17 protein-coding genes are annotated in these 19931 nt (G+C 74.6%); 10 read left to right on the top strand and 7 right to left on the bottom strand.

The genetic code is table 11. From position 1 onward, the window contains the following. Nucleotides 1-161: 161 nt before the first annotated feature. Nucleotides 162-1457 (top strand): hypothetical protein, encoded by a 1296-nt coding sequence (locus tag ACIGW2_RS28055; protein WP_399846775.1) that lies wholly within the window; start codon nucleotides 162-164, stop codon nucleotides 1455-1457. 35 nt (nucleotides 1458-1492) lie between these two features. Here ACIGW2_RS28055 and ACIGW2_RS28050 read toward each other — a convergent pair whose 3' ends face one another. Both ACIGW2_RS28050 and ACIGW2_RS28045 read right to left on the bottom strand, forming a co-directional pair. Then, entirely contained in the window at nucleotides 1493-2716 is a 1224-nt protein-coding gene (locus tag ACIGW2_RS28050) for a Rieske 2Fe-2S domain-containing protein (protein ID WP_399846773.1), read from the bottom strand. Nucleotides 2717-2921: 205 nt separating this feature from the next. Beyond that, nucleotides 2922-4157: a hypothetical protein gene (locus ACIGW2_RS28045; protein ID WP_391655572.1), complete on the bottom strand. Its 1236-nt coding sequence runs from the start codon at nucleotides 4155-4157 to the stop codon at nucleotides 2922-2924. A 168-nt stretch (nucleotides 4158-4325) separates the two neighbouring features. Here ACIGW2_RS28045 and ACIGW2_RS28040 point away from each other — a divergent pair, with 168 nt between their 5' ends. Next, the gene (locus ACIGW2_RS28040; protein ID WP_391655571.1) at nucleotides 4326-5150 is read left to right on the top strand and encodes a methyltransferase domain-containing protein; all 825 of its coding nucleotides are present in this window, start codon (nucleotides 4326-4328) and stop codon (nucleotides 5148-5150) included. Between the two features lie 145 nt (nucleotides 5151-5295). Beyond that, a complete protein-coding gene (locus ACIGW2_RS28035) occupies nucleotides 5296-5784 on the top strand; it encodes a DUF1877 family protein (RefSeq protein ID WP_399846770.1) in 489 nt (162 codons plus the stop codon). Nucleotides 5785-5799: 15 nt separating this feature from the next. On the opposite strand, the gene ACIGW2_RS28030 is transcribed toward ACIGW2_RS28035, so the two are convergent. From ACIGW2_RS28030 to ACIGW2_RS28020, 3 genes are all read right to left on the bottom strand, one after another. Beyond that, the gene (locus tag ACIGW2_RS28030) at nucleotides 5800-6456 is read right to left on the bottom strand and encodes a class I SAM-dependent methyltransferase (RefSeq protein ID WP_399846768.1); all 657 of its coding nucleotides are present in this window, start codon (nucleotides 6454-6456) and stop codon (nucleotides 5800-5802) included. A 463-nt stretch (nucleotides 6457-6919) separates the two neighbouring features. Beyond that, entirely contained in the window at nucleotides 6920-8842 is a 1923-nt protein-coding gene (locus ACIGW2_RS28025; protein ID WP_399846767.1) for a helix-turn-helix domain-containing protein, read from the bottom strand. 162 nt (nucleotides 8843-9004) lie between these two features. Then, nucleotides 9005-10378, bottom strand: a complete 1374-nt coding sequence (locus ACIGW2_RS28020) for an MFS transporter (protein WP_391655569.1) — start codon at nucleotides 10376-10378, stop codon at nucleotides 9005-9007. A 525-nt stretch (nucleotides 10379-10903) separates the two neighbouring features. Here ACIGW2_RS28020 and ACIGW2_RS28015 point away from each other — a divergent pair. From ACIGW2_RS28015 to ACIGW2_RS28005, 3 genes are all read left to right on the top strand, one after another. Beyond that, nucleotides 10904-11443, top strand: a complete 540-nt coding sequence (locus ACIGW2_RS28015; protein ID WP_399846766.1) for an alpha/beta fold hydrolase — start codon at nucleotides 10904-10906, stop codon at nucleotides 11441-11443. 29 nt (nucleotides 11444-11472) lie between these two features. Then, on the top strand, nucleotides 11473-12168 hold the full coding sequence (locus tag ACIGW2_RS28010; RefSeq protein ID WP_391655567.1) for an alpha/beta hydrolase: 696 nt from the start codon (nucleotides 11473-11475) through the stop codon (nucleotides 12166-12168). Nucleotides 12169-12245: 77 nt separating this feature from the next. Then, entirely contained in the window at nucleotides 12246-12548 is a 303-nt protein-coding gene (locus ACIGW2_RS28005) for a hypothetical protein (RefSeq protein WP_391655566.1), read from the top strand. Here ACIGW2_RS28005 and ACIGW2_RS28000 read toward each other — a convergent pair. Both ACIGW2_RS28000 and ACIGW2_RS27995 read right to left on the bottom strand, forming a co-directional pair. Continuing rightward, entirely contained in the window at nucleotides 12497-13291 is a 795-nt protein-coding gene (locus ACIGW2_RS28000; protein ID WP_399846764.1) for a 3-hydroxybutyrate dehydrogenase, read from the bottom strand. The genes ACIGW2_RS28005 and ACIGW2_RS28000 overlap by 52 nt on opposite strands. A gap of 112 nt (nucleotides 13292-13403) precedes the next feature. Next, nucleotides 13404-14891, bottom strand: coding sequence for a tannase/feruloyl esterase family alpha/beta hydrolase (locus ACIGW2_RS27995; RefSeq protein WP_399846763.1), 1488 nt, complete (start codon nucleotides 14889-14891; stop codon nucleotides 13404-13406). A gap of 345 nt (nucleotides 14892-15236) precedes the next feature. Here ACIGW2_RS27995 and ACIGW2_RS27990 point away from each other — a divergent pair, with 345 nt between their 5' ends. The 4 genes from ACIGW2_RS27990 (at nucleotide 15237) to ACIGW2_RS27975 (ending at nucleotide 19906) form a co-directional block, all read left to right on the top strand. After that, nucleotides 15237-16799: a PHB depolymerase family esterase gene (locus tag ACIGW2_RS27990; protein ID WP_399846762.1), complete on the top strand. Its 1563-nt coding sequence runs from the start codon at nucleotides 15237-15239 to the stop codon at nucleotides 16797-16799. Nucleotides 16800-17043: 244 nt separating this feature from the next. Then, nucleotides 17044-17820, top strand: coding sequence for a CoA transferase subunit A (locus tag ACIGW2_RS27985; RefSeq protein WP_391655562.1), 777 nt, complete (start codon nucleotides 17044-17046; stop codon nucleotides 17818-17820). Nucleotide 17821: 1 nt separating this feature from the next. After that, nucleotides 17822-18481: a CoA transferase subunit B gene (locus ACIGW2_RS27980; RefSeq protein WP_399846761.1), complete on the top strand. Its 660-nt coding sequence runs from the start codon at nucleotides 17822-17824 to the stop codon at nucleotides 18479-18481. 129 nt (nucleotides 18482-18610) lie between these two features. Beyond that, nucleotides 18611-19906: an esterase/lipase family protein gene (locus tag ACIGW2_RS27975; protein WP_399846759.1), complete on the top strand. Its 1296-nt coding sequence runs from the start codon at nucleotides 18611-18613 to the stop codon at nucleotides 19904-19906. Nucleotides 19907-19931 lie beyond the last annotated feature (25 nt).

The following is a 19931-nucleotide window of genomic DNA, read 5'->3' as shown; positions in this document are numbered from 1 at the left end:
CCGCGGGCGCTCGAACGCCGGGTCCCGCGCGCCGGCCCGTCCGGTCCGCTCGCGCACGGGTGTGCACCGGGGTATGGGCCGGACGGGTCACTGCCGTGTCCCCTCGCGGGCGCGCCTCGTTCGCACCGGCGGTGTCCCGACGATCGGATACGAGGTGGTTCATGCAGGTCCGGATGGTGACGGAGCGGAGGGGCGGGTCCGGTACGGGGGCGACGCCGGCCCGGGCGGCCGGCAGGACGAACGCACTCGACCGGGCGTTCGCGCTGGTCCCGGCCCGGGGCCGGGCGCCGATGCTGGTGGCCCATGTCCTGGACTTCCCCGCCGGGTCGTTCACGCTCGACGAGCTGCGTGCCCGGGTCGCCGAACGGGCGCCCGGGCTGGCGGCGCTGGGCGTGGTGGCGGTCCCCGGGGCGCGCTCGTGGACGCCGGCCGCCCCGCTGGACGTCGCGGCGCACGTCACCGGGGAGGAGCCGGGCGGCGGACGGCAGCGGCCTGGCGGCGGACGGCTGGCCGAGGCGACGGACGCGGTGTGGGGCCGGGCGCTGCCCGCCCGTCCGGCGCCCGGCTGGGACCTGCGGGTGCTGACCTGCCGGAGCGAGGGGGTGCAGCGGGTGTGCTTCCGTATCGACCATGCCGTCGTGGACGGCGTGGGTGCGGCCCATCTGGTGGCGGCGCTGCTGGCGGACGAGCCGGTCGTCGGCCCGTATCCGTACCGTCCGCCCCTGGCGGGGCGGGGCTCGGCGGCGTGGCTGCGGGCGTCCCCGCTGAGGAGGCCTCCGGCGCGCGAGACGGTTCCCGCCGGGTGCGAGGCGGCGCCGAGCGGGCGGGCGGCGACGGCGTACGAGGACGTTCCGGACGAGCGGCTGCGGGCCGTGGCGGCGCGGTGGGGGGTGGGGGTCAACGACCTGTACCTGACGGCGGTGAGCGGCGCGTTCGCGGCGTTCCAGCGGCGGTGGGGCGGGCGGGTGGAGGACCTGAGGGTGGTGATGCCGATGTCGGTCCGTACGCGGGAGGCGCGGCTCGCGCCGGGGAACGCCGCCCTGCCGGCGATGCTGCGGTTGCCGTGCACGGCGGCGGGGCCGGGTGAGCGGCTGGAGGCCGTGGCCGCGCAGACGCTGGCGCACAAGGTGTCCGGGCTGCGGGAGGGCGGCTGGGCGTCCTTGCTGCGTTTTCCGCCCCGCCTCCTGCGGCGGGCGGTGGAACGCGCCGACTACCGGCTGGCCGCCAGTCACATCCACGTCAACGGCGCCTACCGGGTGCTGGGTGCCGTCCCGCTCGCGGCGGGCGTCTTCGGCCTGAACAGCCCCGGCATGCTGGGCTATCTCTCCCTCACGCGGACGGAGAGCACCGCGCGTGTCCTGGTCGTGCACGACCGGGCCCATGCGGGTCTGGCCGGGCTGCCGGGGTTGTGGGTGGAGGCGCTCGGCGAGCTCGACGAGCTCGCCGGGCAGGGGTAGCGGGGCCGGGGCGGACTGTCTCGTAGAGGCGGTGTTCAGGTGGGCCGCAGGGCCTTCTGGTGCGCGGTCTCGGGCGCCGTCGCGGAGACCGTACCGTCGCAGGCGGCGGGGTCGCAGGGGGCGCCGGTCCGGGGACGCAGGGGGACTCCGTTGGTGCGCAGCACCTCGCGGACGTCCAGGATCACCGGGAAGACCTCGTGGTTGCGGTCCTCGCCCTGCTCGTCCCACGCCCGTTGTTCGGCTTCGACGGCCATCCGGTCCTCGGCGAAGACCCGTTCGGCGAAGCGCCGGATGAACGGCCAGGCGACGTGGAGGACGGCCGGGATCCCGGGCTTCTCGATCATGAGGAGCCCGTAGGCGTGGCAGCTGCGCTGCTCGGCGTCCACCGGGACGTAGGCGGCCCAGAGCCGGAGGGCGGGGTGGTCGGCGTTCTGCGGCACCAGGTCGAGCGTCTGGTACGGGTACTGGGTGCGGATGGTCATGACGTCGCTGGAGTCCGCCCCGCCGATGCCCTCGCCGGCCAGCAGGCCGGCGCTGCGGTTCCGCTTCCCGCCGGTGTGCGTGAACAGGTACCGGGCCTCCACCGTCCGTCCGTCGGCGCGGTGGCTCAGGAGCTGCGGGTGCAGTCGGCCCACGACACCGCGGTGCAGGAACTGGTGGTTCATGTCGAGCAGGTTCTCGTGCATGAAGGAGTAGTGGCAGTGCACGGTCCGGGAGAAGGTCATGGTCCGGTACTTCGGCGAGCCGTGCGCCGGCAGCTCCGGCAGCGGCGTCCCGGCCGCCTTCTCCGGGTCGCCGGGGAAGACGAAGACCAGGCCGTACGCCTCGCGCACGGCGTAGGCGCGCACTCCGCGGGGCGGCCGGCGGTCTCCCTTGGAGAGGTACGGGATCTGGGAGATGCGCCCGTCGCCGCGATAGGCCCAGGCGTGGTAGCAGCACCGGAGCGTCTCGCCCTCGACCACGCCCATGCTCAGGGGCACCTGCCGGTGGGCGCACCGGTCCTCCAGGGCGTGTACGGCGCCGCTCTCGCCCCGGTAGAGCGCGATGCGCTCGCCGGCGAACGCGGTCGCGTACGCCCGCCCTCGGCGGACCTTCCTCGACAGCGCGACCGGGTACCAGTGGTCCGGGTGCGCGCCGACGCGCCGCAGGTCGGGAAGGTGCAGGTCCGCGGGCTCCGGAGAGGTCCGCGGGGAGCGCCGGTCACCGTCGCCGCTCGGGACGGGCGGCGTGCTGCCGCCGCCAGGCTGCGTCTCGGCCATGCGCACTTCCTTCGCTCCGTCGGCTGGGCGCCCGTCCCACGCCCCTCGGGCACACGTCACCGGCCCCTGCCCCCGGACGACGTCCGCCCCCCGTCCCGGCACCCCTCCACCCTGCCCCGCGACCACCCGTCACCGCACGGAGGACGGGTCCGCGCGGGTGACCGGGCCGACGCGGGCGGCGGACGGCTCCCGCCTGCCCGTTCCGTCATCGGCGCGTGCGCCTGCGGGTGATCAGCCAGGTGCCGCCGACGATCAGCAGGGCGAAGAGGGACAGTCCCGCGCCGAGGGCGGTCAACAGCCAGAGGCGGTCGCGGAGTTTCAGGGTGCCGCTGAGGGTCACCTGGAGGGAGCCGACCGCGAAGGCGATGGCCGAGGTGAAGACGGCGACGAGTTCGACGGCTCGGACGGAGGAGCGGTGCATGGCGCGCTCCAGGTCGGCGTTGGCGGCCTCCTGGCGGCGCCAGCGGGCCTCGTGTTCCGCCTCGCGGGCGGCGCGCAGCCGGGCCTCCTGGATGGCGTCGCGCTTGACGAGGTACTGCTCGAGGAGCAGGTCGCGGCTGAAGGTCCCGTGGTCGGCGAGCAGGGCGAGAGCGGCGTCGACGTGGGCGAGGGCCTCGTCGTGGTCGGCGCAGAGGTGGTGGGCGGTGGCGAGGCGGAAGCGGAACATGTGGTTCTCGGGGTGGGCGTCCACGGCTTCCTGGGCGAGTCGGCGCAGGAGTTCGCCCTGGCCGTCGAAGGGCACGGAGAAGGCCAGGCCGTTGAGGCACACGTCGACGACGTGCCGCGAGCGCTGCGGGGCCGACCAGGCCCGTTCCAGGAGGTCGCGGGCGTGCTCGGTGGTCAGCGCGCGGCTGCCGAAGGCCGCGAAGGCGCGCAGCGCCAGGACCACCGGGTCGTCGCGGTGGCGGCCGGCCGCGACGGCGAGGGCGGAGGTGGTGAGGACGGCGTTCAGCTCGTCGAAGGCGAAGTTCGCGCGCAGTTTTCCGGCGTGGTAGAGCAGGACGGTGAGGGCGAGGTCGGCGGCGCCGGGGTCTCCGGTGACGGCTCGGGCCGCGTCGTCGAGTTGTTCGCGGGGCTCGATGTGGGCCCGGTTGATGAAGCCGTTGCCGAGGGTCCACTGCTCGCGGACGGCGGAACGGCACCCGGGCGTGGTGTGTGCGGCGATCCAGCGGGCGCAGGCGAGCGCGGTGTGTGCCGAGGGGCTGTCGGCGAAGCGCCGCCGCCAGTAGCGGTCGGCGCAGACGAAGAACGGGTCGGTCGCGAAGTCCGCGGTCCTGACCTCGAAGTCCGGTTCCTGCCCGCTCTCGTGGTAAGCCAGGGCGACCTCCTCGGCGACGCGGCCGAGTTCCGCGGCCTCGGCTCCGACGGCCGCCGCCAGCGGGGCCACCAACCGCTCCTGCGACCGCTCGTGCGCCCGGTCCTGCGCGGCCGACGTGTCCATCGCTCTCCCCCTGCGTGATCGTCTTCTCCGCCGAAAACCCTACAGGTGCACGTCAACGTGCTGTGGAGCGCTCCCTGTTCGCCCGTGCGGGGTCTGCCCGTGGTGTGAGACGTCCCTCTCCTCCCCCGTCCTCGTGCACGGCGGTCCGGTCGGGTCGACCGTGGAGTCATGGCCTCCTCCTCTCTCCCTCCTCACCTCGACGACCGCGGCTACCTGCTGGACAACGCGCGCGCCGAGGCGGGCGAGCGGTTCGTCTGGCTGGCCGAGCTGTTCGACGGCGTGACGCGGGGTCACTTCGAGCGGCTGGGGGTCGGGCCCGGCTCGCGGTGCTGGGAGGTCGGGGCCGGCGGTCCGGGCGTCCCGGAGGCGCTCGCGGCGGCGGTCGGCCCCACCGGGCACGTGCCGGCCACGGACATCGACCCGTCCTGGCTGGCGACGGACGCCGGGTACGAGGTGCGCCGGCACGACGTCGCCGCCGACCCGCCTCCGGAGCCGGGGACGTTCGACCTGATCCACGCCCGGCTCGTCCTGATCCACGTGCGGGACCGGGCCCACACGCTGGCCACGATGGCGGCGGCGCTCCGGCCCGGCGGGTGGCTGCTTGTCGAGGACGCCGACACCGCTCTGCAGCCGCTGGCGTGCCTGGACGACAGCGGCCCCGCGCAGCGGCGCGCCAACCGCCTACGCGACGCGGTCCGCGAGCTGCCGGCGCGCCGGGGCGCGCACCTGCGTCACGGCCGTACGCTCCCGCGGGCCCTGCGTGCCGCCGGCCTGGTCGACGTCGCCGCGTCGGGCACCTTCCCGGTCGGCGGCCGGGCCTGCGACCGGCTGGAGGCGGCGACCATCCGGCACGTCCGCGGCGAGCACCTCGCGGCGGGCCTGACGGACGGGGCCGAGATCGACGCCCACCTGGCCGCGGTGGAGGCCGGCGAGCTCGACCTGACCCTCGCGCCGCTGATCTCGGCGTGGGAGCGCCGCCCGACGGAGCCCTAGGAGGCCTGGGAGGCGTAGGAGGCATCGGGCGGGGCGCGCGCGTCGCGCGCGGGGTCGGCGCCCCGTTGCTGTCAGCCCCGTCGAGTAGGTTCTGGCCGATCGGCCCCACCGGTGGGTCGCAACGGACCCGAAGGGGCGTGCCGTCGTGAGCATCTACCTGCACTTCCGTGCCGTGGCCATGGCCGAGATACGGGACGACCACGGCTGGCTCGCCGCGTTCATGTTCGAGGCCTGGGAAAACCGCGTGACCGAGTACGCGGCAGGCCTCTCCTGCTCGATCAACAAGGGCTGGGACTTCGTCAACGACCTCTACACCGCCGCGGCACCCGCCGCCGACACGGGCGTCGACGACCCCCGAACGCTTCCCGTCTACGGCGGTCGTCCCGTCCCCCACACGCCCGAGGCCGACCCCTCCGACCCGCCGATGATGCTCCTGGAGCCGCGCGAGGTCTCCGCTGCCGCCCGCTTCCTCTCGGCTGTCTCCTTCGACGAGCTGTGGGCGGTCGTCGGCGCCACGTTCACCGCCTTCGGCTGGACGAAGGAGGAGCTCCTCCACCACCACCGGGACCTCGAAGCGCTCTACGGCCGGGCGGCGACGGCGGGCCACGCCGTGGTCAAGGTGGTGTGGGCCTGAGGGCCCGTCAGGCCGTCAGGCCTCCGCGATCACGGCATAGCGCTCGTCGTCCACCCGGCCGCCCCACAACTCCGGTATGTCGCTGAGCGGTTCGACCCGCAGTCCGGAGACGAACGGGCGCACCGCCGCCGTCAGGTCGCGGGCGCTGATGCCGCCGTTCCAGGGGAGCGACTCGGCGCCCGGCACGTACGGCGCGGATCCCTCGGCCGCTTCGCGCCATCGGCCCTCGATCAGGAGCAGGCGTCCGCCCGGGTGCAGGCGGGACACCCAGTCGCGGAGCGCGGCCTCGGGGTCGGGCAGGGTCCACACCAGGTGGCGGGAGAGCACGGCGTCGAAGCGCCGGCCGTGTGTCGGCGGGGCCATGGCGTCGCCGACCAGGAAGCGGCCCGGGAGGCCGGCGGTGGCGAACTTGGCGCGGGCCTGTTCGATCATGCGCGGCGACAGGTCGACTCCGGTGACGCGGTGTCCGGCCTCGGCGAGGAGGGCGGACACCGATCCGGTCCCGCAGCCGATGTCGAGGACGTCGACTGGAACGGCCGGCATCCAGGACCGCAGCAGGCGGTCCCAGGCCGTACGGGTGGGGGCTGCGCGCAGGCCGTGGTCCGGCTCGGTGTCGAAGGACGCGGCGGCGGTGTCCCAGTACGCGGTGATCGAAGCGGTGCGGTCGGTCATGCTCCGATGCTCTCAGCCGCCACTGACACCGGCCGGAGGGCCGGGACGGATCAACGGGTGGTGCAGCCGCCGTTGAGGAAGGCCGTCCGGCCGTCGGCCCACCAGCCGTCGGTCAGCAGATGGCGGACCCAGCGAGGTCCATCCCCCGCGGGATGGACCAGTGCCTCGCCGGCGTGGAAGCGTCCCCGGCGGGCCCTGCCGTCGGCCGACCCGCCCGGACGCGCCGAGCGCCCGGTGGCGTGATGGCACCACCAGGACGTGTCGCGACGGCCCGGGCACCGGCGGCGCGCCGTCCGCGACGCCCGCCGCGCCTTCCACGCACCGCACGACCGCCGTGCGCCCCAGCCGGTCGCCGTGTGCGCACCACTCACCCGCCCGTCCTCGCGCCCGCTCCTCGGCGCCACGCCGGCCCGACCGCCACCGCCGCGCACAGGGCCGGGGGCGAGGGCCGGGGCGTCCCCGTTCAGCCGGGCGTCAGCCGGTGGAGGCGCAGGGCGAGGTGGATCTCCAGGGCGCTGGCCGGGGTGTTCCAGTCGGGGCCGAGGAGTTGGGCGACGCGGTCGAGGCGCTGGACGACGGTGTTGACGTGCACGTGGAGGGCGTCCTTGGCGCGGGAGAGGCTCGCGCCGTGGTCATAGTAGGCGTGCAGGGTGCGCACGAGTTCGGTGCCGCGCTCGGCGTCGTAGGCGAGGACGGGGCCGAGGACGCGCCGCACGTACGCGCCGACGTCGGCCCGGTCGCCGAGCAGGACGCCGATGAAGCCGAGGTCGGCGATGTCGGCGCCGTCGCCGGTGCGGTCGAGGGCGTGCAGCGCCGACAGGCAGCGCAGGGCCTCGGCGTGGAGGGCGGCGAGGTGGTCCGGTCCGGTCGTGGGGCCCGCGGCGCCGACGGTGACGGGGGTGCCGATGATGCGGGTGAGGTCGGTGGCGAGTGCGCGGGCGAGGTCGCCGGGCCGGTCGGCGGGGACAAGGAGGACGCCGTGTCCGTGCCGGGTGCCCGCCAGGCCGCCGAGGCCGCGCGCCACGCGGGCGGTCTCGGCGGCGAGCCGGGGGCGCTGGGCGGTCTCGCCGTCGAGGACGGCGATGGTGTGCGGCCGGGTGAGGTCGACGCCGAGGCGGCGGGCGCGCAGGGCGAGGCTGCCGCCGTCGCGGTGGGCGGAGCCGGCGGGGTCCGCGAGGAGGTCGTCGAGGAGTTCGCCGCGGACCCGGTCCTCGGCCTCGGCGACGGAGCGCCGGATGAGCAGGAGCATGGCGGTGACGAGCGCGGCGCGTTCGAAGAGGCGCCGGTCGGCCTCGGGGAGGTCGGTGCGTCCGGTGAGCACGATGCTGCCCAGGGGTTCGGCTCCGGCGAGGACGGCGCAGGTCCACACGCCGTGGGCGTGGACGGCCCGTCCTTCGCCGTGCGCGGCGTCGGGGCCGACGACGGACGGGGGTACGGGTGCGGTGCCGACCCGGGCCAGTTCGGTGCCGTCGGTGTCGTGGAGGGCCACTCCCCCGCCGAGCAGGGCCGCGATCTCGGCCGCGACCTCGTCGGTTCCGGCGCCGCGCAGCACGAGCCGGGAGAGGCGGTCGTGGGCGTCGGAGGCCTGGTGGAGGGCTTCGCCGTGGGCGCGGGCGGTCGCGTTGGCGGCTTCGAGGCGGGCGAGTGCGGTGCGGGTCTCCTCCAGCCGGCGGGCGCTGTCGATGGCGACGGCCGCGTGGTCGGCGAGCGAGCCGAGGAGGGCGATGGCGTCGGGGGTGAACTCGCGCGGGGTGCGGTCGGCGGCGAAGAGGACGCCGATGATCTCCTGGCCGAGGCGCAGCGGGACGCCGAGGATGCCGCGGAGTCCTTCCTCGGCGACGCCGTCGTCGATGGTGCCGGTGTGGCGGTAGCGCCGGTCGGTGCGGTAGTCGGTGCTGGCGTAGGGGCGTGCGGTCTGGGCGACGAGGCCGCCGAGGCCCTCGCCCATGCCCAGACGGAGCTGCTGGAAGGCCGCGGAGACGGAGCCGTCGGTGACGCGCATGAAGGTGTCGTGGGCGGCGGGGTCGTGGAGGGTGAGGTAGGCGACGTCCGAGCCGAGCAGGGTCCGGGCGCGGCGGACGATGGCGCGCAGCACGGCGTCGAGGTCCCGCAGTCCGGCCAGGTCGCCGGCGGTGTCGAAGAGCGCCGCGAGCTCCGTCTCGCGGCGGCGGTGCTGGTCGAGCACGCGCCGTACGGTCAGGGCGAGTTCGGTGGTCTCCTCGATCCGTTCGACGTCGTGCGGGCTCGCCCCGCCGGCCCGGGCGCGGGCGGGCTGTGCGGCGAGTTCCGGCGCGGGGGCGTCGGTGGCGAGGAGTTCCAGGAGGCGGTGTGCGGCCGCCTCGGCGGGCGACGGGGTGCGGGCGTCGGCTCGGCGGCCGGGGGTCATGGGGCCTCCTCGCGGCCGGGTGTGCGCGGGCAGGTGTGCGCGTGCGGGCGGGCGTCGGGGGTGCGGAGTGCGGTCGTGCGGCGGTCCGCCGGCGTCGCGGGGTGCGACGGCGGCGGACCGTTCCGGACCGGGGTACCGGGGCTCGGTGCGGCGGTGTCCGGGTCAGGCCGGGTCGCCGGCCGGGACGGCGGGGGCGGGCGCCGTCTCCTCCTTGCGGCTGCCGGCGAGGTCGCGGCCGAGGGTCTCGCGGGTGACGGCCACGGTGATGGTGGTGATCACGGCGGCGGCGCAGAGGTAGACGCTGATGGGCGTGGAGCTGCCGTAGTCCTTGAGGAGTTCGACCGCGATGATCGGGGCGAGCGCGCCGGCGAGGATCGAGGCGAGCTGGGAGCCCATGGAGGCGCCGGAGTAGCGGACCTTGGTGTCGAACATCTCGGAGATGAACGCGGCCTGCGGTCCGTACATCGCGCCGTGGAGCAGCAGTCCTGCGGTGACGGCGAGGGTGATCACGGCGAAGGACTTGGTGTCGACGAGTCCGAAGAAGACGAACGCCCAGACCGCCATGCCGGCGGAGCCGATGAGGGTGACGGGCCGCCGGCCGATGCGGTCGGAGAGGGCGCCCCACAGGGGGATGGTGACGAAGTGGACGGCCGAGCCGATCAGGACGGCGTTCAGGGCGGTGCCCTTGGGCAGGCCGAGGTGGGTGGTGACGTACACGAGGATGAAGGAGGTGAGGATGTAGTACGAGATGTTCTCGCCGAAGCGGGTGCCGATGGCGGACAGCACCTCGCGCCAGCTGCGCCGGAACACCTCGACGACGGGGGCCTCCTCCTTGGCGCCGGCCGCCGCGGCGGCCTCGGCCTTGGCCTGGGCGGCCAGGAAGACCGGGGACTCGGAGACCGAGACGCGGATCCACAGGCCGATCATGACGAGCAGTCCGGAGAGCAGGAACGGGATGCGCCAGCCCCAGGACTGGAAGGCGGCGTCCGACTGCACGGCGGCGAGCAGCGAGAGCACGCCGGTGGCGAGCAGGTTGCCGCCCGGGGCGCCGGCCTGCGGCCACGAGGCCCAGAAGCCGCGGTGCTTGTCGCCGCCGTGCTCGGAGACGATCAGCACGGCCCCGCCCCACTCGCCGCCGAGGGCGAAGCCCTGGACCAGGCGCAGCAGGGTCAGCAGGATCGGCGCCCAGACGCCGATGGCGTCGTACGTGGGCAGCAGGCCCATCGCGAAGGTGGCGCCGCCCATCATCAGGAGGCTGAGCACCAGCAGCTTCTTGCGGCCGAGCTTGTCCCCGAAGTGCCCGAAGACGATGCCGCCGAGCGGGCGGGCGGCGAAGCCGATGGCGTACGTGATGAAGGCGATGAGCGTGCCCACGAGGGGGTCGGCGCTGGGGAAGAACAGCGTGTTGAAGACGAGCGCGGCGGCCGAGCCGTACAGGAAGAAGTCGTACCACTCGATGGTGGTGCCGATCAGGCTGGCGGCGACGATCCGCTTGATGGATCCGGGCGGCGTGGGAGCGTGTGTTGCGGCGGCCATGTGCACCACTTCCGAGCAGGCGACGGGGACGTTTTCGTGTCGCCACACCGTAGAAACCCGCTGGTCACGCGTGTATGTGGCTGCACACCATAGTTCTGCGGCCGAAGGTGCGGGCGGCCACCATGGGGAGGCCCTCCGAGGCGGTCGACCACCTTCCGGATAGCGGCTTGCACCCACCGCGGGAGGGCGTCGGCCAGGGCTGTTTCTGCCCATCTCGACGACGGGGTTCTCACGTCGGCGCTGGTGTGGTGCAGACCTGAAACCCCATGCCAGCACCCCTGCCCACCGCTCCCGTGCCGGTTCGGTGCTGACGACGGAGCGTCGAACCCGGGCATTCGGGCACGAGGCCCCGCTCCCCGCGTCGGCGTGCCCGGGCCCTTCCGAGGGTCGGGCACCGCCGTGCCGCGCGCCGCCGCCCGATGCATCTCCCGGCCCAAGCGTGGTCACCCCCTTGGGCGCCTTGGCGCGCCCCCGGCTCCCACGCCCGCGAGACTCGCTCTCGGTAGTCCCCTCCCAGGAGCCCGCGTGTCCCTGCCCTCCCTCGGCCCGCCCGCGGCCGCCCCCGCGACCGCCACCGACGGTGACGGCCGGACCGCCGGCAAGGCGAAGCCGACCGTCGTCCTCGTCCACGGCGCCTTCGCCGACGCGTCCGGCTGGAACGAGGTGGCGATGCGCCTCCAGCACCGGGGCCACGAGGTCGTCGCGCCCGCCAACCCGCTGCGCGGCCTCGGCAACGACTCCTCGTACACCGCGAGCGTCCTGAAGAGCATCAAGGGCCCGATCGTCCTGGTCGGCCACTCCTACGGCGGCGCGGTCATCAGCAGCGCCGCGGCCGGCAACCCGAACGTCAAGGCCCTCGTGGCCGAGGCCGCCGCGTGGAAGTCGATCCCGTCCTGGTTCCTCGTCGCCCGCCAGGACAAGGACACCGCCCCGGACCTGGAGCGCTTCGAGGCCGAGCGGGCCGGCTCCCGGACCGTCGAGATCGACTCCTCGCACGTCGCGATGATGTCCCACCCCGAGACCGTCGTCGGCCTGATCGACGAGGCCGCCGAGACCACCTGCTGACCCCCGCACCGAGCAGAGAGAGACCCACCATGGCCGACAAGCCCACCATCGTCCTCGTCCACGGCTTCTGGGGCGGCGCCGCCCACTGGGCCAACGTCATCGTCGAGCTGAACAAGCGCGGCTACGACAAGATCCGCGCCGTCGAGAACCCCCTCACCTCCCTCGCCGACGACGCCGAGCGCACCCGCAAGATGGTCAAGCAGGTCGACGGCCCCGTCGTCCTCGTCGGCCACTCCTACGGCGGCGCCGTCATCACCGAGGCCGGCGACCTGCCGAACGTGAAGGCCCTCGTCTACATCGCCGCCTTCGCGCCCGACGCCGGCGAGAGCCCCGGCCAGATCAGCCAGGAGAACCCGCCCGCCGCCTTCGACAACATCGCCCCCGACTCCGACGGCTACCTTTGGATCAAGCAGGACAAGTTCCACGAGAGCTTCGCCCAGGACCTCGCCCCCGACGAGGCCCTCGTCATGGCCGTCACTCAGAAGGCCCCCGTCGGCTCCACCTTCGGTGACACCGTCACCGCCCCCGCCTGGCGCAACAAGCCCGTCTGGTACCAGGTCTCCACCCAGGACCGCATGATCCACCCCGACAACGAGCGCCGCATGGCCCAGCGCATGAACCCGCGCAAGGTCATCGAGCTCGACGCCAGCCACGCCTCCCTCGCCTCCCAGCCCCAGGCCGTCGTCGACCTCATCGAGGAAGCCGTCCGCGAGACCTCCGGCTGAACCGGACTCCCGGCGGGCCGTCAGGAGAGCGGTCACGCACCGGCTACTGGCAGGTCGGCGTCCCCCCGGGCGGGCCGATGGACGACCTGTCCTTCCGGCTCGGCAACACCGCCCTCGGCAACGACGAGGGCGCCCGGCCTGGGATGCACCCTCCAGGGTCCCTCCCCGCGGTTCACCCGCCCACCACCGTCTGCGTCACCGGCGCCCCGGCCCGTGTGACGATCGACGGCACCGCCGTGCCGCGGCATCGCCGCGGCCCGGCACCGGTCTCACGTACAGACGGGGACGGGGCCATGCGGGAGTTCGGTCGGGAACGGTCGGGCAGGGGTCAGCCCGCGGTCCAGCCGCCGTCGAGCGGCAGGGACGCGCCGGTGAGGTAGCCGGAGTGGGGGCCGCACAGCCAGAGCACGGCGGCGGCGACCTCCTCCGGCTCCAGGAGCCGCTTGACGGGCGAGCGGGCGAGCATCACGTTCGACAGGACGTCGTCCTCGCTGATGCCGTGGGCGGCGGCCTGGTCGCGGACCTGGCCCTCGACCAGCGGGGTGCGCACGTAGCCGGGGTTGACGCAGTTGCTGGTCACCCCGTGCGGGGCGCCTTCGATCGCGACGACCTTGCTGAGCCCCTCCAGGGCGTGCTTGGCGGCCACGTACGCGGCCTTGTAGGCGCTGGCCCGCAGTCCGTGGACGCTGGAGACGTTGACGATCCGGCCCCAGCCCTGCGCGTACATGTGGGGCAGCGTCCGGCGCATGAGCAGGAACGGGGCGGTGACCATCACCTTCTGGATCAGCTCGAAGCGCTCCGTCGGGAACTCGGTGAGCGGCGCGACGTGCTGGAGGCCGGCGTTGTTCACCAGGATGTCGATCGCGGCCGGGAGGAGGTCGACGGCTCCGGGGTCGGCGAGGTCCACGACGTGGGCCGGACCGCCGGCGAGCTCCGCGACCGCCTTGGCGGCCGCGGCGTCCCGGTCGACCACGTGGACGGTGGCGCCGGCCCCGGCCAGAGCGAGCACACAGGCCCGGCCGATGCCGCTGGCGCCGCCCGTCACCAGGGCCGTGCGCCCGCTGAGGTCGATGCCGGCGGGGGGCGACGGCAACGCGGCCGGGGTGGGAAATGTGTTCGTCATGACCCGAAACAGTAGGCAGGGTCCCCGGCCGGGCCCATGGATGCGCCCACCACAGTCCCGGCCGTTTTCCTGGGTGCTCGCACCATGGGTCCGGGGTACCGGGCGCCCGGGTTCAGGAGGACGCGCCGGCGGCCTTCCCGGTGCCCAGGGAGCAGCTGTTGGCGAGGGTCACCGGATCCTGCCCGGGGCGCAGGGCGACGGTCCCCGAGGCGGGCGGCCGCCGGTCCGCGCCCAGCCAGTCCTCCAGGGCCGTGAGGGCCGTGTGGTGGCAGGGGGTGAGCGGGCGCAGCCGGTCGGGGAACGCGTCGACGAGCGCGTCGGTGTGGGTGCCGCCCTCGATGCGGTAGTAGCGGTGCAGGGGTCCGCGCCCGGCCTCGCGCACCATCCGCGCGTAGACGTCGGAGTCCCGGCCGATCGGCAGCAGGGCGTCCAGGGTGCCGTGGAGGGTGATCAGGGGCTTGCCGATCCGCCCGGTGAGCCCGATCCTCGCCACGGCCCGCCGGACCTCGTCCGGCCGGGTGGCGTAGTCGTAGTCGGTGTCGCAGGCGGGGGTGCCCGGCGTGCAGTACGGGGTGCCGGCCTCGGCCGGGCCGTCGAAGCCGGGGTCGAGTTCCTCGCGGTAGATGCGCTGGGTCAGGTCCCAGTAGACCTTGTGGTGGTACGGCCACAGGAACTCCGACCCCTCCGGGAAGCCGGCCGCGTGCATCCGGCGCCGGGCCGCCTCGGCGCCCTCGCCGCCCGCCGCGTACACGGGGTAGGCGCGCAGGGCCTGCGGCAGGAAGTCCAGCAGGGTGGGGCCGTCGGCCCGCCAGAGGGTGCCTTCCCAGTCGACGCCCCCGTCGTAGAGCTCGGGGTGGTTCTCCAGCTGCCAGCGCACCAGGTAGCCGGCGTTGGACAGGCCGGTGACGAGGGTGCGGGCCGGCGGGCGGTGGTAGCGCCGGGCGACCGTGGCGCGGGCGGCGCGGGCGAGCTGGGTGACCCGCTCGTTCCACTCGGCGATCGCGTCGCCGGGGTTCTTTCCGTCGCGGTGGAAGGCGAGACCGGTGTTGCCCTTGTCGGTGGCGGCGTACGCGTAGCCGCGGGCCAGCACCGTGTCCGCGATGGCCCGGTCGTTGGCGTACTGCTCGCGGTTGCCGGGGGTGCCGGCGACGACGAGGCCGCCGTTCCACCGGTCGGGCAGGCGGATGACGAACTGGGCGTCGTGCTGCCAGCCGTGGTTGGTGTTGGTGGCGGAGGTGTCGGGGAAGTAGCCGTCGATCTGGATGCCGGGGACGCCGCTGGGGACGGCCAGGTCCTTGGGGGTGAGCCCGGCCCAGTCGGCGGGGTCGGTGTGACCGGAGACGACCGTGCCGGCGGTGGTCAACTCGTCGAGGCAGGCGGCCTGCTGGAGTTCGGCGCCGGGGACGCGGACCTGGGAGATGCGGGCGCAGTGGCCGCCCGGGGCGGCGGGCGCGCCGGGTGTCGCGCTCGCCGGCGCGGCCGGACCGGTGGTGAGGGTGAGGGCCGCGAGGGCGAGGGCGGCCGGTGTGCCCCGTCGCCAGGGCCCGGGCGCGGAACGGGGATGGGGACGGAAGGCGGAAGGGAGGGAGGGACGGAGCATGGGTGTGCCTCCGGGGCCGGTGGATGAGAACCCGCGGGACGCTATGCCGCCGGCCGGCCGCTGGCCATGGGTGCGCCGACCACTGTCGGCGGCCCGGCCATGGATCCGGCCACCACCTGCCACGGTGCGGCGGCGGGCGCACCCGACGGCCCGGCAACCCCCTTCGTCCTACAGGGGCGTTCGGTGGTCGGGCCATGGACGGCCGGCACATGGGTCCCGCGGCAAGGCTGGCTGTCCGGCCCATGTCGGGGTCGCCGGGCGGGCCCGCATGATGCACGCCACACCGACGGCGCGAGCCGCAGCGGCCGCGGTGCCCCCTGCCCCTCCCCACGGAAGGCAACAGCCATGGGACAGCTGTCTCCCCCGGCCCCCGCAGGCCCGGCCCCCACTGACCAGGCCCGCACCGCCCGAGCCCGCACCGCCCGGGCTCGCACCACCCCGGGCCGCCGCGCGTCCGGCGGCCTCCGCCGCTGGCTCACCGCCGCCGCGGGTGCCCTCGCCCTGACGGCGGGTCTGGTCGCGGCCGGGCCGCAGGCCGCCGCCGCGGGCCTGACCCAGGTCACCGGCTTCGGCTCCAACCCCGGCAACCTGACCATGCACACCTACGCGCCGGACGGCCTCGGCCCGGGGGCGCCGCTCGTCGTCGCCCTGCACGGCTGCACCCAGAGCGCGAGCGACTACTACAGCCACTCCGGCTGGCCGAAGTTCGCCGACCGGTACGGGTTCGCCCTGGTCTTCCCACAGACGAGCAGCGCGAACAACGCCAACTCCTGCTTCAACTGGTTCGACACGGCCGACAGCACGCGGGGCAGGGGCGAGGCCCTGTCGGTGAAGCAGATGGTCGACGCCGCCGTCGCCCGCTACGGCAGCGACACCCGGCGCGTCTACGTCACGGGGCTGTCCGCCGGAGCCGGCATGACCGCCGACCTGCTCGCCGCCTACCCCGACGTCTTCGCCGGCGGCTCCATCGACTCGGGGCTCCCCGCGTACTGCGCGACCAGCGTGTCCGCCGCGTACACCTGCATGCACAGCCCGCCGGACAAGTCCCCCGCGCAGTGGGGCGACCTCGTGCGCTCCGCCGCGCCCGCCGGCACCACCGCCTGGCCGCGGGTCGCGATCTGGCAGGGCACCTCGGACACCACCGTCGCCCCGGCCAACGCGACGGAGCTGCGCGACCAGTGGACCGATGTCCTCGGCACCGGCCAGACGCCGTCGCGCACCGCGAGCCTCGGCGGCGGCACCACGCTCAGCGAGTACGCCGACGCCTCCGGCCGGCCCGCGGTGCGGGTCTACTCGATCTCCGGCATGGCGCACGGCCTGGCGGTCGACCCCGGCACCGGTGCCGAGCAGTGCGGCACCACCGGCACGTACTACCTCGACACCATCTGCTCCAGCTACCACACCGCCCGCTTCTGGGGCCTCGACGGCGGCGACGGCGGAGGGGGAGGCGGCGGCGAGACGCCGGGCACCCTGCCCGCGCCCGCGGGCCTGACGGTCACCGGGACGACCGACACCACCGCTGCGCTGAGCTGGAGCCCCGTGAGCGGGGCGGCCTCGTACCAGGTCCACCGGGGCGGAACGAAGATCGGCACCACCGCCTCGGCCTCGTACACCGACACCGGACTGACCGGCGCCACCACCTACAGCTACACGGTGGCGGCCGTGGACGCGTCCGGCGCGGTGGGGGCGGTCTCCGCCCCGGTGACGGCGACCACCACGGGCTACCCGGCCACCTGCTACACGGCCAGCAACTACCAGCACACGGCGGCCGGCCGCGCGTACCAGAGCGGCGGCCAGACCTATGCGAAGGGTTCGGGCCAGGCGATGGGCCTCTACAACACGTTCGTCACGCACACGCTCAAGCAGACCGCCCCCGGGTACTACGTCCTCGCCGACGGCGGCTGCTAGACCGTTCGTCGCCTCTTTCCCCGCGACCCCGGCCGGACCCCGTCCGCCCGGGGTCGCGCGGCCCTGCCGCTCCTCCTCCGGCCCGTCCGGGGCAGCGGTCACCGACATGAGACAGCCGGTGGGTGTGTGGACGGCGACCATGGCCGCGTCCGTGGGCCCCTTCCTAGGCTCCCTGCCATCGGTCGTATCGGCCACCGGTCCTGACCTGCGAGGTCGTCCGGTCGCCCGAGGGAAAGGGATCCGGATGGGTCTGGACAAGACGGTCGCGAGCGCGGCGGAGGCGGTGGCCGACGTCCCCGACGGGGCCTCGCTCGCGGTGGGCGGCTTCGGACTGTGCGGGATACCGGGGACGCTGATCAACGCCCTGTGGCAGCGCGGGGTGAACGGCCTGGAGATCGTCTCGAACAACTGCGGCGTCGACGACTGGGGCCTCGGCCTGCTGCTCGCCGCCGGGCAGATCTCCCGGATGACGAGCTCGTACGTGGGCGAGAACAAGGAGTTCGCCCGCCAGTACCTGAGCGGGGAGCTGGAGGTCGAGCTCGTCCCGCAGGGCACCCTGGCCGAGCGGCTGCGGGCCGGCGGCGCCGGCATCCCCGCCTTCTACACGCCCGCCGGCACCGGCACCCAGGTCGGCGAGGGCGGGCTGCCCTGGCGGTACGCGGCCGACGGCTCGGTCGCCGTGGCCTCGCCCGCCAAGGAGACCCGGGAGTTCGGCGGGCGCCCGTACCTCCTCGAACACGGCATCACCACCGACTTCGCCCTGGTCCGCGCGACCGTCGGCGACCGGCACGGCAATCTCGTCTTCCGCTCCTCCGCCCGCAACTTCAACCCGCTGGCCGCGACGGCCGGCCGGGTCACCGTCGCCGAGGTCGACCACCTGGTCGAACCGGGCGAGCTCGACCCCGACGAGATCCACCTGCCCGGGATCTTCGTCCAGCGCGTCGTCCGGGTCACCCCCGGCGACCCCACTGCCGAGCGGCGCGTCGAGCGCCGGACCGTACGACCGGAAGGCGCGTCCTGACATGGCCCTCACCCGCGAGCAGATGGCGGCCCGCGCCGCCCGCGAACTGCCCGACGGCAGCTACGTCAACCTCGGCATCGGCCTGCCGACGCTCATCCCCAACCACCTGCCGCCCGGTGTCGAGGTGGTCCTCCAGTCCGAGAACGGCATCCTCGGCGTGGGCCCCTACCCGACCGAGGACGAACTCGACCCCGACCTGATCAACGCGGGCAAGGAGACCGTCACCACCCTGCCCGGCGCCTCCTTCTTCGACTCCGCCCTGTCCTTCGGCATGATCCGGGGCGGTCACATCGACGTCGCCGTCCTCGGCGCGATGCAGGTGTCCGCCTCGGGCGACCTCGCCAACTGGATGATCCCCGGGAAGATGGTCAAGGGCATGGGCGGGGCCATGGACCTGGTCCACGGCGCCGGCCGGGTCGTCGTGCTCATGGAGCACACCGCCAAGGACGGCACGCCCAAGCTCGTCGCCGCGTGCACCCTCCCGCTGACCGGCCGGTCCGTCGTCCAGCGCGTCATCACCGACCTCGCCGTCGTCGACGTCACCCCCGGGGGCTTCGTCCTGGCCGAACTCGCCCCCGGCGTCACCGTCGACGAGGTCCGCGCCGCCACGGGAGCCGACCTGATCGTGCCGGCCGGCGTGGGCGGCACCCGGGCCGCGTAGCTCCCGGCCAGGACCGTCGGCCCACCACTCGGGGCACGGGCATTGTGTGGGTCGCCCACATGCCCCGGCGCCCGCCCGTCCCCCTAGCGTGTGCCCACATCCGCACACATCAGCAGGAGGGGCCGGGGCATGGCTGGGACAGGGAGTCCGGGGCGGCGGTGGCGGCTGCGCGCCGCCCGGGTCGTCGCGGTGGTGGGCGTCGTCGCGGCCGCCCTGACGGGGCCGCCCGCGGCCGCCGCCACGCCGCCCCCGTACCTCACCCTGGAGGCGAGCTACGGGGCCGGGACGGTCACCAACGGCTGGGAGTCGGTGGAGCGTTATCTCGACACGACCACCGGCTTCCGCACCGAGGGCTACCCGGCGGACGGCCGCGGCGACCAGGACGGCAAGCGGGTCACGTACTTCGGCGGCGTCTCCCGGCCCTCCTCGGGCCGCTTCCTGCTCTACTCGGCCCCCGGCTGGAACTCCGGCAGCAAGACGACCCCCGTCCTCCTGGTGCACGGCGCCAACGACACCGCGGACCGCGCCTGGGCCAACCCCGGCGAGGCCGGCGGCTACGGCTGCGGCGCCGCCTCCTGCCCGTCCACCGGGCTGATGCAGTACCTCGCGGCGCGCGGCCATCGCGTCTTCGCCGTCGGATTCGCCCACAAGCAGGGCGACAACCTCATGCAGGCGCAGGTCGTCGGCGACGCGATCGCCGTCATCAAGGCCAAGCTGGGCGTCGCCAAGGTCGACCTGGTCGGCTGGAGCAAGGGCCAGATGTCGACCCGCGCGTACGTGTCGTCCCTGAGGCCGAGCTGGGGGCGGGCGTACGCCGGGGACGTACGGCGGCTGATCACCCTCGGCGGTCCGAACGGCGGCTACGACTACCCGTACGCCCACGGCTGGGCCCACGACTTCTCCATCTGGCCCGAGTGCGGCGGCACCGTCAACGCCCCTTCCCCGCACTCCCACATGACCTGCTACGGCCTCTCCACGGCCCACCCCGAGTTCTCGATGACCCCGGCCGGCGGCCAGGACAACTATCCCGGCCAGCGCCAGATGCTGGCCCGCTGGGACGGGGTGTACGGAGTCGACGGCGCCGCCCAGGACTGGTACACGACGTACTACGGCGGCCAGGGCTTCTCCACGGCGGGCGGCGGCATCCAGGCCGCCATCGACGCCGGCTCGCTCATCGCCCCGCTGCACAGCGCCGGGGTGCCCGCCTCCGTCACCACCTATCTGCTGGCCGGCGGATCCGCCGACGTCGTCGGCATCTTCAACGAGAACCGCGGCCCCAGCGACGGCGTCGTCCTCGTCTCCAGCGCGCTCGACGGCACCGGCATCCCGACCGTCAGCGGCAAGGCCACCATCGCGACCGCCAACCACCTCGAACTGGGCTGGCACGGCTCGGCGGCGGCGCAGGTCGCCGCCTGGCTGGCCTGAGAGCGGCGCGGATCGAGGAACCAGA

The sequence above is a fragment of the Streptomyces sp. NPDC053541 genome (genome assembly GCF_044544705.1).
Classification (GTDB): domain Bacteria; phylum Actinomycetota; class Actinomycetes; order Streptomycetales; family Streptomycetaceae; genus Streptomyces.
The sequence above is the reverse complement of the archived record's forward strand: the minus strand, read 5'-3'. Positions and strand labels throughout refer to the sequence as shown.

Bases quoted from the DNA above. Each gene is read 5' to 3' on its own strand.
- ACIGW2_RS28005 (WP_391655566.1), top strand. From the start codon at position 12,246: ATGGACGACCTGTCCTTCCGGCTCGGCAACACCGCCCTCGGCAACGAC.
- ACIGW2_RS27995 (WP_399846763.1), bottom strand. From the start codon at position 14,891: ATGCTCCGTCCCTCCCTCCCTTCCGCCTTCCGTCCCCATCCCCGTTCC.
- ACIGW2_RS28055 (WP_399846775.1), top strand. From the start codon at position 162: ATGCAGGTCCGGATGGTGACGGAGCGGAGGGGCGGGTCCGGTACGGGG.
- ACIGW2_RS28030 (WP_399846768.1), bottom strand. From the start codon at position 6,456: ATGACCGACCGCACCGCTTCGATCACCGCGTACTGGGACACCGCCGCC.
- ACIGW2_RS28020 (WP_391655569.1), bottom strand. From the start codon at position 10,378: ATGGCCGCCGCAACACACGCTCCCACGCCGCCCGGATCCATCAAGCGG.
- ACIGW2_RS28025 (WP_399846767.1), bottom strand. From the start codon at position 8,842: ATGACCCCCGGCCGCCGAGCCGACGCCCGCACCCCGTCGCCCGCCGAG.
- ACIGW2_RS27985 (WP_391655562.1), top strand. From the start codon at position 17,044: ATGGGTCTGGACAAGACGGTCGCGAGCGCGGCGGAGGCGGTGGCCGAC.
- ACIGW2_RS28040 (WP_391655571.1), top strand. From the start codon at position 4,326: ATGGCCTCCTCCTCTCTCCCTCCTCACCTCGACGACCGCGGCTACCTG.
- ACIGW2_RS27980 (WP_399846761.1), top strand. From the start codon at position 17,822: ATGGCCCTCACCCGCGAGCAGATGGCGGCCCGCGCCGCCCGCGAACTG.
- ACIGW2_RS27975 (WP_399846759.1), top strand. From the start codon at position 18,611: ATGGCTGGGACAGGGAGTCCGGGGCGGCGGTGGCGGCTGCGCGCCGCC.
- ACIGW2_RS28000 (WP_399846764.1), bottom strand. From the start codon at position 13,291: ATGACGAACACATTTCCCACCCCGGCCGCGTTGCCGTCGCCCCCCGCC.
- ACIGW2_RS28050 (WP_399846773.1), bottom strand. From the start codon at position 2,716: ATGGCCGAGACGCAGCCTGGCGGCGGCAGCACGCCGCCCGTCCCGAGC.
- ACIGW2_RS27990 (WP_399846762.1), top strand. From the start codon at position 15,237: ATGGGACAGCTGTCTCCCCCGGCCCCCGCAGGCCCGGCCCCCACTGAC.
- ACIGW2_RS28045 (WP_391655572.1), bottom strand. From the start codon at position 4,157: ATGGACACGTCGGCCGCGCAGGACCGGGCGCACGAGCGGTCGCAGGAG.
- ACIGW2_RS28010 (WP_391655567.1), top strand. From the start codon at position 11,473: ATGGCCGACAAGCCCACCATCGTCCTCGTCCACGGCTTCTGGGGCGGC.